The organism is Mesorhizobium sp. B4-1-4 (assembly GCF_006439395.2).
Classification (GTDB): domain Bacteria; phylum Pseudomonadota; class Alphaproteobacteria; order Rhizobiales; family Rhizobiaceae; genus Mesorhizobium.
This window is the reverse complement of record NZ_CP083950.1, coordinates 3245143-3258780: the sequence shown is the minus strand read 5'-3', so window position 1 is coordinate 3258780 and position 13638 is coordinate 3245143. Positions and strand designations below refer to the sequence as shown.

The following is a 13638-nucleotide window of genomic DNA, read 5'->3' as shown; positions in this document are numbered from 1 at the left end:
TCTTTTGAGCTGGTTAGGACACACGAACGCATATGAGTCGCCTCGAGAGTTTCATCCGCAGGATGACCGCACAGCGCGATATTCTCGATCAAGTCTGCGCGGAGGTGGCGAAGATAGAGGGTCCAGTGCTCGAACTCGGCCTGGGCAATGGCCGGACGTACCACCACCTGCGCGAGCGCCTGCCCGGACGCCGGATCGTGGCGTTCGACCGCGCGCTAGCCGCGCACTCAAGTTCAATTCCCGAAGCTGAAAACCTCGTGCTCGGCGAAATACGTGAGACGGCGGGCAGGTTCATTGGCATCGACGCCGCTCTTGTCCATGCCGACATCGGCACCGGCTATCAAGATCGCGATGCGGTGACCGCTACCTGGCTTCCCGATCTGACAGCGCGCCTGCTTCGCGTCGGCGGCATCGCGGTCAGCGGCACGCCGCTCGATCACCCGCTGTTGCAACGCCTCATGCCGCCGCCTTCGGTGCCGGCCGATCGCTATTTTATCTGCAGGCGCGTGTAAGGACCGAGGCGACCCAAGCCCTCAGGGGATCGTATATATCGCTATTTCCCGCTCAATGCCGCGCAGCGAGACCTCGTGGGGCACGGGCGTCAGCGCGTTCCTGTGCAACAGATCGGCGGTGAGAGTGTCGTCGACCACCGCACGAGTGGCGAAGATCGCCTGTGCATTGGCAAGGTTCTGCACCCGCGAGGCTATGTTGACCGTCTGGCCGAAATAGTCCTGTCGCTCGTTCATGGACACGGCGATGCAGGGGCCGGCATGGACTCCGATCTTGAGCAGCAGGTCCTCGCGCCCGCTCTTTTCGTTGAGCCCACGCATGGCTTCGCGAATCCTGAGGGCCGCGGCAATCGCACGATCAGGCGTCGCGAAGGTCGCCATCACCGCATCACCGATCGTCTTCACCACCGCGCCTGCCTCGGCCGCGACGATCTCGTGCAGAACCTGGAAATGCTCGCGCACGAGATCGAAGGCCGAAAGATCGCCCACCCGCTCGTAAAGCGCGGTCGATCCGCGCAGGTCGGTGAACAGGAAGGTCAGGCTGGTGATCTTCAGGCGCTGGTCGATGTCGAGCGTGTCCGCGCGGTAGAGATCGCGGAACGTCTGGTTGGTGAGCAGGCGCTTGGCGGTGAGGAAGGGTCGGCGTTTGCCGAGCAAATCATGCAATGCCTTGCCGGCGATGAAGACCGTCGGCAGCACGCGGGTGTCGGTCCTGTTTTCCAGCGAAATGCGCAACGGGCCGGGTTGCATCTCCAGCGTCTGGCTCTGGACATGATCGCGGTCGAAGACCAAAGAAAGGCTGCGGCGCTCCTTTGTTGGTTCACCCTTCCCGTCGATGAACTGCACTGAATGGGTGACCGGCTCGAAGACGATGACGAATTCGGGCGGCAGCTGTACCGGCAGAACCGCCTTTTCACCGGGCGCAAGCTCGATATCCTCCAGTGAGATCTCTTCCATCTTTTTCGCGAAATCCTCATCCGGCAGATCGACGCCGGACGCCCAGTAGATCTGGCGGAAATATTCCATCAACGGCAGCTCGTGTGGATTGTGGGCGGCAATCCTGCGTATGCGGGGACTGACGGTGAATGTCACCTCGACCATCTCGTCGAGCGTCGGCGAATATCCCTCGGAGCACAGCGTGCAGGTGTATTCGTCCTTCTGCAGGGTCTTCAGCGTGGCGTTGGTGTCGAGCACGCCGCCGCAGCCGGGGCACAGGACGTTCCAGGAAATGTCGAAGATGCCCACCCGCGCCGCATGCAGGAAGGCGCTTATGGCGCGCTCCTCGTCGAGGCCATGCTTGCTGGCGAAGGCTGGCGCATTGATGCGGCAAAGCTCGCGGTCTCCTGCCTCGGCGATGGTTCGCTCAATCGCGTCGATTGCCCTCGGATCGACATCGGTCGATTGCCGCAGAAGCGAAAACAGATCCTGAGCTTCGTTCATGGTGCAGGCTCCGGAAAATGCGCCCCAAGGCGTGTTGACCGAACCGCCCTTTGGTCCGAGTGCTCCATTTTACTTCGAAACGGACCGTACCGCCATTCGAATAGATAAGCCTGGTGACAGTTCAATTCCGTGCGGCGGATTTCACCGGCCACATGCGGCACCACGCTGCATCAGTGGCGTCTTCAAACTCTACGCCACTTAACGGTATCTTGGCACGCAATCGGCATCATGGATTGCAGAGACGGCTGGATTTTCAGGTGAAGTCCGGTACATCGTGGCGGGCCGATTGCCTTTGCCGGAACGCCATGACCAGCACGACCTCGCCATCCTCCGAGAAAATCGAGCCGCTGCTCCGATCCGTCCGGCCAAGCGATGCGGAGGCGCTTTGCGCCATCTTCAGCATGCCGGGCTTCCGCTGGGGCACGTTCAGGATGCCCTTCGAGAGGGTGGAGCAGGTAGAGCGGCGCATCGCCAAGTCCGGCCAGGAAACCACCTGGATCGTTGCGGAGTTGGACGGCAAGGTCGTCGGCCATGGCAGCTTGGTCGTGCAGGGTTCGCCGCGCCGTTCGCATATCGGCGAGATCAATATCGGCCTCGACGATGCCTTTGTCGGCAAGGGCATCGGCTCCGCCATACTTGGCGCGCTGCTTGACGTGGCCGACAACTGGAGGGCCCTGAAGCGGGTCGAATTGGCGGTTTATGCCGACAACGAACCGGCCATCCGCCTCTACACAAGCCACGGCTTCGAGGTCGAAGGTCGGCATGTGAAGGCCGGTTTTACCGACGGGCAGTACCACGACCTCCTGAGCATGGCCCGGCTGCGGTTCTAGGCCTCGCTGTTTCCCTTGGCGTTTGCACCACAAGCGGCTAGACGGGACCAATGACCGCCGCCTTTGACCGAACCCCTACGCCTCCGGCGGAAATTCTGGCTGTGCTGTCGCTGCTCTGCCCGGAAGTCGTGCGTGACATCGAGCAGAACTGGAATGCACCGGTTTCCGACTATGCCCGCCATCTGTGGCGGCCGGTGACAAGGCCTGCATCCGGCCCGGCGATCGCTGCCCGCTCGATCCTGCGTGAAGTCCTGCATCAGCGCCTCGGTGCGGTCATGCAACCTGAGGAGATCGGCAAAGTCCTCGACGAGTTCGAGCACAGACCGGTGATTCAGTCCGGCCTGCACTGCCTGCTTCTGATGGACCGGATCACCTTCGATGCCCTGCTGCTTGCCTGGCTCGGCGCGGTCGAAAACGGACTGTCCGCCTTTGTCGGCTTCATGGGAACGACGATGACCATGGAGACGATTGGCCGGGAGGGGCCGGGATGGCTCGATATCGGCGACGACAAGGTCAACCTGTTTGGCATGGGGCGCCACAAACTGTGCCGCAAAAGCACCTGCGTGGCCGGTCCCGTCTCCCTCAACACGCGCGGGCTCGAAGCAGTGGGCGATGAAACGGATGTCAGCCGCTGGCTGGGCACACTGCTTGCCAGTCAGGACAAGGTGTTTGGAACCGCCGCCGATGCGCTGACAGCCCTCAACGAGGATCTGTTCGCCAATTGGGACCGTTCCGGCATGGCCCTGCCGGTTTTCATCGACGATCGGCTCGCCGGCGCTGCCATGGCGCGGCATCTGGAATCCGACGGCAACCTTCTTTCCAGGCTGCTCATCGAGCCCGCGAGACGCCAGCGTCTCGAACATGCCTTGCAAGAGGCCGCATCGAGCGCATTTGGCAGATTCCTGCCCAATGCGACGGACTATTTCTGGGGCATCCGCGAGGAGCGCGTGCGCAAGCTCGTCCTCGATAACGGGCACCTGATCGAGCCTGAACGGCCGCATGGTCTTTGCATCCCGTTCGAGCGGCCGCATCTCAGGCAGGCGCTGCTGGACGGCGTGCTGCTGCCGAACTTGTTCCTGATGTTTCTCGTCCTTGCCATATTGCCGCGCGTGCGGGTTGTGGGCGGCCTGAGACAGATTGGTTATGTCGCGCTTTTCCACTCGATCCTGATGGCCGTGCTGGATGAAAACGCGCCGGAAGAGCGCGATCTGGCTGCGGAACTGCAGGTTCGGGAAAATGCCTGGGGCATGGGGGTCATCGATGAAAAGATCTCGGTCCGCGAGCAGCTTGCCGGCCTGCCGGAAGGGGCGCTCTTCCCGGACCTGCTCCGGCAATACCGTTTGCGGACATTCGCCGAGACGACCGACGACCTCAAACTGGTTCGCGAAAACCCCCGATGGCGCAAGGTCGGCCGGGCAGTGATACCTGAGCCTCAAGGCCTCATCCGGACCTGACCTCGCCGGTCACTGCACGATTCCGGCCTTGCGCAGCCCGTCCACCACGAGCTCGAAATCGGCAGGGTTCTTGTAGGGCAAGATCTTGCGGCGGTATTCCAGCGAATAGTCGGGATTGACGCGGAGTACCTCCTGCCATGCCGCACTGGCCTCGTCGAAACGGCCCAGATGGCCGTAGCTGGCGGCTAGAAGCGCGCGCGAGACGTCGCTGATGGGGTTGCGGCTCAACCGCTGCTGCAACAAGTCGACGGCCGTTTCGTACTTTTCCAGCTGAAACCATGCCAACGCCTGGAAATGCAGGAGCACGTCCGGAAAATAGGGGTTCAAGGCCGCGCCGCGCTCGAACCACTGTAGCGCCTCCTCGGATCTACCCGAATAGTGGAGCGCCTCGCCCAGGCTTACGTGCGCTTCGGCGAAGTTCGGATTGAGGACTATCGCGCGCTCAGCCTCGCTGATGGCTCCGTCGTGCCGACGTGTGTAAAGGTAGACCAGACCGAGCGCCCAATGTGCCAAGGGGTCGCCATCATCCACTGCTACGGCCCGCGTCGCAATCTCGGCAGCTTGCTCCATCGATCTCGGCGGCGAGGCACTCCACCTGTTCAAATAGTCGAGCCCATGAGTGAGAGCCAGAAAGGCGTGCGCCGAAGCGAAATTCGGGTCCAGTTCCACGGCACGTTTCAGAACGTCACGGGCGGCAATATTCGTTTCCTTCGTCAGCCGGTGCCACAGCTCCCGGCCTCGCAGGAAACAATCATAAGCCTCCACATTGTGGGTGTGCTCGGGCGCCAGCCGCTGCCGGTCGCCATCCGTCAAATTGACCGCGAGCGCGCCGACGATGTGCTGCGTCACGTCATCCTGCACTGCGAAGATATCGGTCAGGTCGCGATCGAACCGCTCCGCCCAAAGATGGCCGCCCGAGGTTGCATCGATGAGCTGCGCGGTGATGCGCACCCTGTTGCCCGACTTGCGTACGCTGCCCTCCAGCACATGCCGGACGCCGAGCTTCCTGCCCACCTCCTGCACATGGACGTTCTGGCCCTTGAAGGTGAACGACGAATTGCGGGCTACGACGAACAGCTGCGACAGCTTCGACAGCGCCGTAATGATATCTTCCGAGATACCGTCGGCGAAGTAGTCCTGCTCGGCGTCGCCGCTCATGTTGGCGAACGGCAGGACGGCGATCGACAGCTTCGGCGGCGCTGCCGCCTCAGAGCGGACCGCCGCGGTGTCCGAAGTCGCGGGCACCTTGGCCCCGGCGGTGCCGACCTGCAGCGAATAGACCCGGATGGGCTCGGCGATGTTCTTGAGCTTGGTGTTGCCGAGATCGTTGACGGAGAGATCGAGCCTCGCCTTGACTTGGCGATAGGCATCTTCTGACAGGCAAATGGCGCCCGGCGCCGCGACGCCCTCCAGGCGCGAGGCGATGTTGACGCCGTCGCCCATCAGATCGCCGTCGCTTTCCTCGACGACGTCACCCAGATGGATGCCGATCCGGAACTCGATACGGCGATCCTGCGACACGCCGGCATTGCGCTCGACCATGCCGTTCTGCACCTCGACGGCACAGCGCACGGCGTCCACCACGCTGCGAAACTCGACCAGCGCCCCATCGCCTGTGCGCTTGATGACGCGCCCGTTGTGCACGGCGATAGTCGGATCGATCAGGTCGCTACGCAGTGCCCGCAGCCTCGCCAACGTACGATCTTCGTCCGCGCTTGCGAGTCTGCTGTATCCGACCACATCCGCAGCCAGGATTGCGACTAGCCTACGATTCTCGCTCATGGGTCCGTTTCCTCATCTCCACGATAGCAGGAACACGGAGGCAGCAGGGAACTTTCGCAAAAACGGCGGCCACCCAGCCGCCCGATGCGCAGCGCTCCGTTGCCGGATCCACACGGATAGTTCGATGCCCATTTGCGCTGCCGCTTGCCGGCCGACGGCTATCGGTTCATCCTTGTGAGATCGTGGCGGTGTAGTGCGCAGCGAGATCATGCCGTCACGGCCCCTAGCGAGGTCTGTTCCATGGACTGTTCGGGCTGCGGTTTCGAGATTGAGGGCGGTTACGCCTTCTGTCCGAGGTGTGGCAGGCGCCAGCCCGTGCCATGCGCCAGTTGCGGCTATCTCTGCGCGCCTGATTTCGAGTTCTGTCCGAAATGTGGGGCAAGCGTTGGTGCGCACGCAAAAGCCGTCGAACGGCCTGCTCCGACACCAAGCCGGACCGTTGTGCCGCCTTCTCGAACCCCGTCGCTGCTTTCGAACATCGAAAGCGAAGAAGGGCTGCATCCTGTCTCCGACGCCGATCGCCGGACGGTGACGGTGCTGTTCGCCGACCTTTGCGGCTTCACGACACTCAGTGAGCAGCTCGACCCCGAGGTCATGCAAACGCTGCAGAACGAATTGTTCAAGGAATTGACGGCGGCCGTGCGAAACTTTGGTGGATTCGTCGACAAATTCATCGGCGATGCACTGCTCGCTCTGTTCGGTGCACCGGTCGCGCATGAGGACGATCCCGAACGTGCGCTTCGCGCCGCTCTCGACATGATCGCCCGGACGGCGCGGCTCGGCGAAAGCGCCCCTCACTCCGGCTCGCCTCTGTTGCTCCACATCGGCATAAACACGGGTCCGGTCGTCACCGGTGGATTGGGCATCGGCACCGCCAAATCCTACTCGGTGACCGGCGACACCGTGAATACGGCGCAACGACTGCAATCGCTGGCCGCACCGGGTGAGGTGCTGGTAGGCGAGCTCACTCACAGGTTGACCCGGCATGCTTTCTCTTACGAGTCGCTGGGTGATGTCGTGTTTCGCGGCAAGGCTGGCAGCGTGCTCGTCCATCGACTGGATGCACCGCTTGCGGCGCCGCGTGCAGCACGTGGGCTCGAGGCGCTCGGCCTCAGTGCGCCGATGATAGGTCGTGGTGCGGAGCTCGATAGAATGCTGGCGAGCCTCGACCAGGCGTGTGGCGGCTCGGCCCAACTTGTCCGCCTCGTCGGAGAAGCCGGTATCGGGAAATCGCGGCTGGTGCAGGAGTTCGTGGCCCGCGTCGGCGACGAGGATCGTTTTCGCAGCGTCGCCGTACGGCGGGTCACATGCTCACCGCTGGGCGAACAATCATTTGGCGCTTTGGGCGCAGTGGTGCGCAGCGCTGCCGGGATGATGCAAAACGACAGTGGGGACGAAATGCGCGGCAAGCTCGCAGGCTTGCTTGGCGATCTCGGCCTGCAGGGCGAGGAGGCGAAGCGGCTGATGCCTTTGCTCTACCATGTGCTTGGCCTTGGCGACCCAGATGCCACCTTGCAGCATGTCGAGCCAGAGCAGTTGCGGCGGCAAATTCTCTACGCAGTCCGCACAATCATCGAACGGCGGCTTGCGTTGTCGCCGCTGTTGATTGTCGTCGAAGACCTGCACTGGGCCGACGCCGTGTCGCTCGAGGCGCTACGTTTCGTAATGGACAGGTTGGAACGTACGCGCTTGATGTTGCTGGTCACGCATCGTCCGGCATCGGACCACGGCCAGCTCGACTCAAGTCGGGTCAGTCACACAGCGCTCAGGCTTTCGCCGCTCAACAACAATGACGGACGCACCCTGCTGGCGGCGCTTTTCGGCGAGAGCTGGGTAAACTCCGCAGGCGGGCTTCTCGACCAGATCCTCGAGCGCGCGGGCGGCAACCCCCTTTTTGTAGAGGAGATCGTTCGCGGCCTTGTCGATCGCGGTGTACTGATGCGCGATGGTCAGCAATGGCGGACTGTGGCAGGCGAAGTCGCAACCGGCATTCCCGCCACTATCCAGGCAATGTTGCTTGCTCGCGTCGACCGGCTGCCCCAAGAGGTGCGCCGGTTGGCCCAGGAAGCCGCGGTAATCGGCCCGCGCTTCGATGCCCCACTTCTGAAATCCGTGACCGCCGACCCCGGCAGGCTGGAAACCGGCTGCGAACTGCTTTGCGATGCGGAAATCATTGAGGAAGTTGCCGGATCAGGCTCGGTCTCGTCGCAAAGCTACCGCTTTACGCAAACGTTGCTGCAGGACGTGATTTACCAGAATCTGCTCCTGCAACGCCGGACCGACATCCACGGGCGAGTCGGTGCTGCCTTGGAGCAACTTTGCGGCGACAAGCCGGAACGGCTCGAGGATTTGACCGTGCTCGGTCATCATTTCGCACAGAGCGCCGAGCGGGAGAAGGGCGCGCACTACCTGCAGGCAGCGGGCGATCGCGCCCGCATGATATATGCCAACGACGACGCCCTTCGTTTCTACGAGCGAGCGCTGACTGCGCTGGGCACGACCGGGCAGGCACCGCTCAAACTGGCTATTGCAGAGCGCATTGCCGATTTGAGCGGCCCGCTAGGTCGCCGCGAGATCGCGCACCACCACTACGAGACGGTGTTGCAGGCATATCGCGAGTCGGCCAACCGTATCGCTTCGGCACGAGTTTTGCGTAAGATCGGTCGGCTGCTCTGGGACGTCGGCAAGCGGGACAACGCAGAATCCCGCTATGCTGAAGCGGCAGCGCTCCTCGATGGGGCGGATGCGCCAGTCGAGCAGGCGCATCTCTGGCAAGAACGTGGCCGACAGGCGTTCCGTGGCGGAGACAACGCTCTCGCGGCAAAATGGGCAGACGCGGCACTGGATTGCGTACGCGATCTGACAACGGAGCATGTCTCCGAGGCAGGGCGGGATGCCACTCTTGTGACCGCCGAGGCACTCAATACCAAGGCTGTTGCGTTGGCTCGCCTTGGGCGAAACCATGAAGCCGTGCGTCAGGTTGAGCGTAGCATTGAATTGGCCGAAGCCGCCGGCCTGCCGGGCGCGGCCTGCCGCGGCTATACCAATCTCGGCGTGCTTTATACGACCATCGATCCGGCACAGGCGATGGAGGTCTGTCGGCGCGGTCTTGAAGTGGCGCGTCGTATTGGTGATTTGGGTTTCCAGGCGCGCCTCCTCGCCAATCTGGCGGTCGCTTGTTGTACTTTCACGGATCGCTGTCCGACGGAGGGCGTGCCCGCTGCCGAGGAGGCCATCGAGATCGACCGGGCGCTCGACCAGCGTGAGCACCTGCCGGTGCCGTTGATCGTGCTTGGGCAGATCCACCAGTGCAACAGCCGCCCGGAGCTGGCGGTTGGGTTGTTCCACGAAGCACTGGACGTAGCCCGCGAAACGGGCGACCCCCAACTGCTGTTTCCGTGCTATGATGGCCTCGCAACGCTTAATCTCGACCTCGACAATCTGATCGAGGCCGAACGCTACTTTTCCCTGGCGCAGGGTATATGCGCCCAGCACGGGCTCGACCCGGAAGCGCTTGTGGTGCTGCCTTTTCTCGACTAGCCGGGGTTGGAGGTTGCAAATGTCCGCGCAGAGTGACTTGGTGCCGCTTCAACCGGGCGACCGTGCGCCGAATGTTGTACTCGACGCCATTACCCAGGAAGGCAAGATCGCGCTGGACGACTTTCGCGGACAAAAACCCGTGCTGGTCGGCCTGTTTCGAGGTCTGCATTGTGCGTTTTGCCGGCGCCATATCGCCGCCCAGGCGCGGCTCGATCCGGAGCTGCGTGAAAAGGGCGTGGGGAGCCTGACGGTGGTCAACACGCCCATCGAGCGGGCGCGTCTCTATTTCCGCTACCACCCGATGCCGAACCTGCTCGCGGCCTCCGACCCTGAGCGCGCTTCACATCGTGCCTTTGGACTGCCCAATCTCGAATTCACCCAAGACGAAACGAGCTGGCCCTACAAGGTTTCGATGGCAACGGCGATGGCTATGCGGGTCGATATGCCAGGCGAGATGCCCGGTCCAATGGATCCTTTTGCAGCCAGCGCATTCCTCGACAAGAAAGACTATTACGAAGTGACCGAAGCCGACGAGCAGATGATGGCAACGGGACACGGACAACTGATCGGTCAGTTCCTCCTGGACCGGCAGGGCATCGTTCGCTGGAGCTTCACGGAGGTTCCAGAGGGTGGGCGATACATGTTCGGGGCGCCAAGCCCGCGGGAGCTGATGTCAGCGGTGTCCCAAGTCGCCCAATAGACTTGCGAACGCGGTAAACGGCGGGACCTGAACAAAGCTGAAGCAATTCAGACGTTGGCCTCGACAAGCCGGACTTCACCGTTCATTCGAGTGCGGCCTCCAGAATGGCGACAAAGTCATCGAGCGAACGGTACCCACGAATCTCGATGCGGGGGAGATCGATGGGATCGCAATCGAGGTTCGCCGGACCGTGCCTGCCGCCGAAGCCGGTTCGATAGCCGCACTCCCTGGCCAGCCGGCCAAGCCGCCGATCGGTGACGGAGAAAGGCGCCGCGAACGTCGTGGTTGGCCGGCCGGTCCATCGCTCGACGAACATGCGGGAGCGCAGCAGTTCGGCGGCCAGGTCGGAGCTCGACAGACCGTCGATGGCGCGATGCGTCGCCATATGGCTTCCGAAGAACGCACCTTCGCCGGCGAGGCGCCGCACCGTCCCGGCGTCCATGAGCGGCGTCGGTGGACCGCAGTCGGCATCCCGCAGCGCGCTTTCCCCCACCAGATCCGTCACCAGGAACACTTCCGCGGTCAGGTCGTTCCCGCGCAAGATCGGCCAGGCATGGTCGGCACAAAGTTCTGGAAGCCGTCATCGAACGTGATCAGCACCGGACGGCCAACGAAAGGGTGACGGTAGGCGATGAACCATTCCAGTTGTTCGGACATGATTCGTGTGAAAGCCGTTGGCGCGCAGCCACCACGATCGAAACCAAGGGATGATGCGCCACGCCGTCTTACCCGCGCCTGGTTCGGAGATAGAACAGGAGCCCCGACAGATAGCCGGCGATTTCCTTCGTCGACCCATCGTCCGCCAGGAACATCGGTACCACACCGCCTACGGTAGCATTGCCCTGGATCATCGAGCTTTCGTTTTTTCGGCAAGAGTCGGCGAATGTTAAACGGATGACGGCATCGGACGGCAGCACAGCCCTGTCAAGATCGGGGCGAATTGGAGGCAGGCAAGAAAGACTTGAAGACAGGCTGGAATGGCAAGCACTCATGTCCGACGGCGTAGAGCTGAGATCGATGCGCCCGTGCATTTCCGCCCGCGCTTTCTCCACCGCTCGGGTGAGGATCATCTGGTCTTCGCCACACCAGCCGCTCTGTCAATATCCGCCGACGACCGGCAATATCTCGCCGGTGATGTAGCTCGAGCAGTGCGGCGAGGCGAGGAACACATAGGCGGGCGCGAGTTCTTCAGGTTGCGCCGGTCGTTTCATCGGCGTGTCGGCGCCAAACTTCGCCACATCATCTGCTTCCTTGTCCGCTGGATTGAGCGGCGTCCATACCGGACCCGGCGCCACGGCGTTCACTCGTATACCCTTGCCGATCAGGCTGCCGGAGAGCGCTCGCGTAAAGGCATGGATGCCGCCCTTGGTCATGGAATAGTCGACCAGCGCCTTCGAGCCCTCGATACCCGTGACCGAGCCGGTGTTGATGATGGCCGAGCCGGGTTTCATGTGCGGCACGGCCTCCTGAGCCATATGAAAATAGCCGTAGAGATTGGTCTTCAGCGTGGTGTCGAAATGCTCTTCGGTCAGTTCGCTGAAATCCTGGGAGTGAATCTGGAAAGCCGCATTATTGACCAGCACGTCGATCCGCCCGAATTTTTCAGCCGTCTCCGCCACCGCCCTCTGGCAATGTTCGCGCTTGCTGACATCGGCCTTCACCAGGATGCAACTTGCGCCCTCCTTCTCGACAGCCACTTTTGTCTCTTGGGCGTCCTTGTCCTCCGCCAGGTAGACGATCGCAATGTCGGCGCCTTCTCGGGCAAACAAAACCGCTACGGAACGGCCGATGCCGGAATCGCCACCTGTGATCAAGGCGACTTTGCCGTCGAGTTTTTTCGATCCGAGGTAGTAGGGCGCGTCGTAAAGCGGAGCGGGCTCGATCGCCCACTCATGCCCAGGCTTTGGCTGGTGCTGCTCGGGGAAGGGCGGTTCGGGGTAATTTCGCGCGCCTGCCTGCATGGCGCCTTGCTGTTTGGCTTTGGGTCTCGATTTGTCCTTTGCATCGATGCTGCGCTGGATGTGGCGCTGCTTGGCCGCCTCGCCGGCGATTTCCGATTTCATCCGCATGGCTGTCTCCTGATCTGGAGAACGAACAACTCCCGTCAGACAAAAAGGTTTACGCCGCTCGCATCATTTCCTTTATCGGTCGCTGCTATCGGCCGCATCGGAGCTGCGGCTCCCTTGTCATCTGTTTAGCTGAAACGGCTGGCGCGGAAGGTTGCGAGCATTGGGTGTGGATTGCCCGAGACGATCTCGCGGGCAAGCAACTCGCCGACAATCAGTCCGAGCGTGGCGCCGCTGTGGCTGAAGGCAAGGTGGAGACCAGGGACGGTCTCGAGTTCTCCAAGCACCGGCTCGCCGTCGCCGGGGATAGGCTTCGGGCCGACGGCGTAGGCGGCGAGCTGGAGACGCGGATTGCCGTCGAGCACTGCACTGGCTTCGTCGAGCAGTCCTTGGACGGTCTTGTCGTGCACGGTGTAGGTGCCGTCCGAGTTGGCGACGACCTCTTCCTCCGACCATGCCGAATCCAAAACAAGCGCACCATCGCGCGTTGGCCGCACCGCCACCCGCGGCGTGTTCAGAACGGCACGAAGGTCAGTCTTGATCGGTTGGGTTTTCAGGAGCAGCGAAATCGGCGTGGCGTCGGGGACATGAACGTCAATCTCGGCGAGCGCGGCGGGAGTGGCTGGTCCAACGGCAAGCAGCACTGAATCCGCCCTTAGTGGCTCGCCACCAGCGGTGACGACGCCGCGAGCGCGGCCCCCCGTAACATCAATCCGCACGGGGCCGGCATCCTCGACAAGCTTGCCGCCTTTGGCGCGGAATTCATTGAGCAGCCGATCGATCAGAGCGGGCAAGTCGACCCATCCCTCGCCAGGATTGAAGATCGCCCCCTGTGGACTGATCGCATCGGCATTGACACCGGGCGTCACGGCGGCAACTTCCGCCGGGCTGAGCAACAGGGCGTCATAGCCGATGTCCTGCTCCAACTGCCAGATCGAGACGATCTGGTTTGTCTCCTCGTCCGCATCCCAGGTCAGGCCGCCGTCGAAGCGGAGCCACGATGCCGTTTCCGGCTTTGTAGCGGCCAGCGTGCGATAGCGGTCGATGCCAGCGAGCCTCAAGCGGTGATAGGCAGTGTCGGCGCGCCGCGCCGAGTTCAACCAGGAAAGTGAACGGCCCGAGGCCCCATTGGCCGGCGCACCATCGTTCACGATCGTCACATCGAGGCCAAGACGAGCAAGATGCAGAGCGGAGGAGACACCAAAGATACCTGCGCCGACGACGATCACCTGGCGCGGCTTTGGGGATGCGGTCATGGAGATTTCCTTCTACGCGGAAGAGGAATGGGGAATGCCGACATTGGGCGAAGAACGGTAG

At 62.4% G+C, this 13638-nt stretch carries 10 protein-coding genes and 1 pseudogene; 5 read left to right on the top strand and 6 right to left on the bottom strand.

From position 1 onward, the window contains the following. Nucleotides 1-32 precede the first annotated feature (32 nt). A complete protein-coding gene (locus tag FJW03_RS15605) occupies nucleotides 33-512 on the top strand; it encodes a class I SAM-dependent methyltransferase (protein WP_140610401.1) in 480 nt (159 codons plus the stop codon). 21 nt (nucleotides 513-533) lie between these two features. Here FJW03_RS15605 and FJW03_RS15600 read toward each other — a convergent pair whose 3' ends face one another. Next, entirely contained in the window at nucleotides 534-1949 is a 1416-nt protein-coding gene (locus FJW03_RS15600) for an adenylate/guanylate cyclase domain-containing protein (protein WP_140610402.1), read from the bottom strand. A gap of 305 nt (nucleotides 1950-2254) precedes the next feature. On the opposite strand from FJW03_RS15600, the gene FJW03_RS15595 reads away from it, so the two are divergent. Next, the gene (locus FJW03_RS15595; RefSeq protein WP_140764063.1) at nucleotides 2255-2779 is read left to right on the top strand and encodes a GNAT family N-acetyltransferase; all 525 of its coding nucleotides are present in this window, start codon (nucleotides 2255-2257) and stop codon (nucleotides 2777-2779) included. 50 nt (nucleotides 2780-2829) lie between these two features. After that, nucleotides 2830-4233: a hypothetical protein gene (locus FJW03_RS15590; RefSeq protein WP_140764060.1), complete on the top strand. Its 1404-nt coding sequence runs from the start codon at nucleotides 2830-2832 to the stop codon at nucleotides 4231-4233. A 9-nt stretch (nucleotides 4234-4242) separates the two neighbouring features. On the opposite strand, the gene FJW03_RS15585 is transcribed toward FJW03_RS15590, so the two are convergent. Beyond that, nucleotides 4243-6015, bottom strand: a complete 1773-nt coding sequence (locus FJW03_RS15585) for an adenylate/guanylate cyclase domain-containing protein (RefSeq protein ID WP_140764057.1) — start codon at nucleotides 6013-6015, stop codon at nucleotides 4243-4245. A 240-nt stretch (nucleotides 6016-6255) separates the two neighbouring features. Here FJW03_RS15585 and FJW03_RS15580 point away from each other — a divergent pair, with 240 nt between their 5' ends. After that, nucleotides 6256-9555 (top strand): ATP-binding protein, encoded by a 3300-nt coding sequence (locus FJW03_RS15580; protein ID WP_140764054.1) that lies wholly within the window; start codon nucleotides 6256-6258, stop codon nucleotides 9553-9555. Nucleotides 9556-9574: 19 nt separating this feature from the next. Then, on the top strand, nucleotides 9575-10255 hold the full coding sequence (locus FJW03_RS15575) for a redoxin domain-containing protein (protein WP_140764052.1): 681 nt from the start codon (nucleotides 9575-9577) through the stop codon (nucleotides 10253-10255). Nucleotides 10256-10337: 82 nt separating this feature from the next. Here FJW03_RS15575 and FJW03_RS15570 read toward each other — a convergent pair. From FJW03_RS15570 to FJW03_RS15555, 4 genes and pseudogenes are all read right to left on the bottom strand, one after another. Beyond that, nucleotides 10338-10805: pseudogene (locus tag FJW03_RS15570) on the bottom strand (polysaccharide deacetylase family protein); the annotation flags it as partial. 175 nt (nucleotides 10806-10980) lie between these two features. After that, a complete protein-coding gene (locus FJW03_RS15565; protein ID WP_140764049.1) occupies nucleotides 10981-11325 on the bottom strand; it encodes a hypothetical protein in 345 nt (114 codons plus the stop codon). A 27-nt stretch (nucleotides 11326-11352) separates the two neighbouring features. Beyond that, nucleotides 11353-12324 carry an SDR family oxidoreductase gene (locus tag FJW03_RS15560; protein ID WP_140764046.1) on the bottom strand — a complete coding sequence of 324 codons (972 nt, stop codon included), beginning with the start codon at nucleotides 12322-12324 and terminating at the stop codon, nucleotides 11353-11355. A gap of 125 nt (nucleotides 12325-12449) precedes the next feature. Next, nucleotides 12450-13577 (bottom strand): NAD(P)/FAD-dependent oxidoreductase, encoded by a 1128-nt coding sequence (locus tag FJW03_RS15555; RefSeq protein WP_140764043.1) that lies wholly within the window; start codon nucleotides 13575-13577, stop codon nucleotides 12450-12452. Between the last annotated feature and the right edge of the window lie 61 nt (nucleotides 13578-13638).

What these genes read in the sequence shown, in the direction of transcription:
- FJW03_RS15605 (WP_140610401.1), top strand. Translation starts at nt 33, where the DNA reads ATGAGTCGCCTCGAGAGTTTCATCCGCAGGATGACCGCACAGCGCGAT.
- FJW03_RS15590 (WP_140764060.1), top strand. Translation starts at nt 2,830, where the DNA reads ATGACCGCCGCCTTTGACCGAACCCCTACGCCTCCGGCGGAAATTCTG.
- FJW03_RS15600 (WP_140610402.1), bottom strand. Translation starts at nt 1,949, where the DNA reads ATGAACGAAGCTCAGGATCTGTTTTCGCTTCTGCGGCAATCGACCGAT.
- FJW03_RS15555 (WP_140764043.1), bottom strand. Translation starts at nt 13,577, where the DNA reads ATGACCGCATCCCCAAAGCCGCGCCAGGTGATCGTCGTCGGCGCAGGT.
- FJW03_RS15565 (WP_140764049.1), bottom strand. Translation starts at nt 11,325, where the DNA reads ATGATCCTCACCCGAGCGGTGGAGAAAGCGCGGGCGGAAATGCACGGG.
- FJW03_RS15560 (WP_140764046.1), bottom strand. Translation starts at nt 12,324, where the DNA reads ATGCGGATGAAATCGGAAATCGCCGGCGAGGCGGCCAAGCAGCGCCAC.
- FJW03_RS15575 (WP_140764052.1), top strand. Translation starts at nt 9,575, where the DNA reads ATGTCCGCGCAGAGTGACTTGGTGCCGCTTCAACCGGGCGACCGTGCG.
- FJW03_RS15595 (WP_140764063.1), top strand. Translation starts at nt 2,255, where the DNA reads ATGACCAGCACGACCTCGCCATCCTCCGAGAAAATCGAGCCGCTGCTC.
- FJW03_RS15580 (WP_140764054.1), top strand. Translation starts at nt 6,256, where the DNA reads ATGGACTGTTCGGGCTGCGGTTTCGAGATTGAGGGCGGTTACGCCTTC.
- FJW03_RS15585 (WP_140764057.1), bottom strand. Translation starts at nt 6,015, where the DNA reads ATGAGCGAGAATCGTAGGCTAGTCGCAATCCTGGCTGCGGATGTGGTC.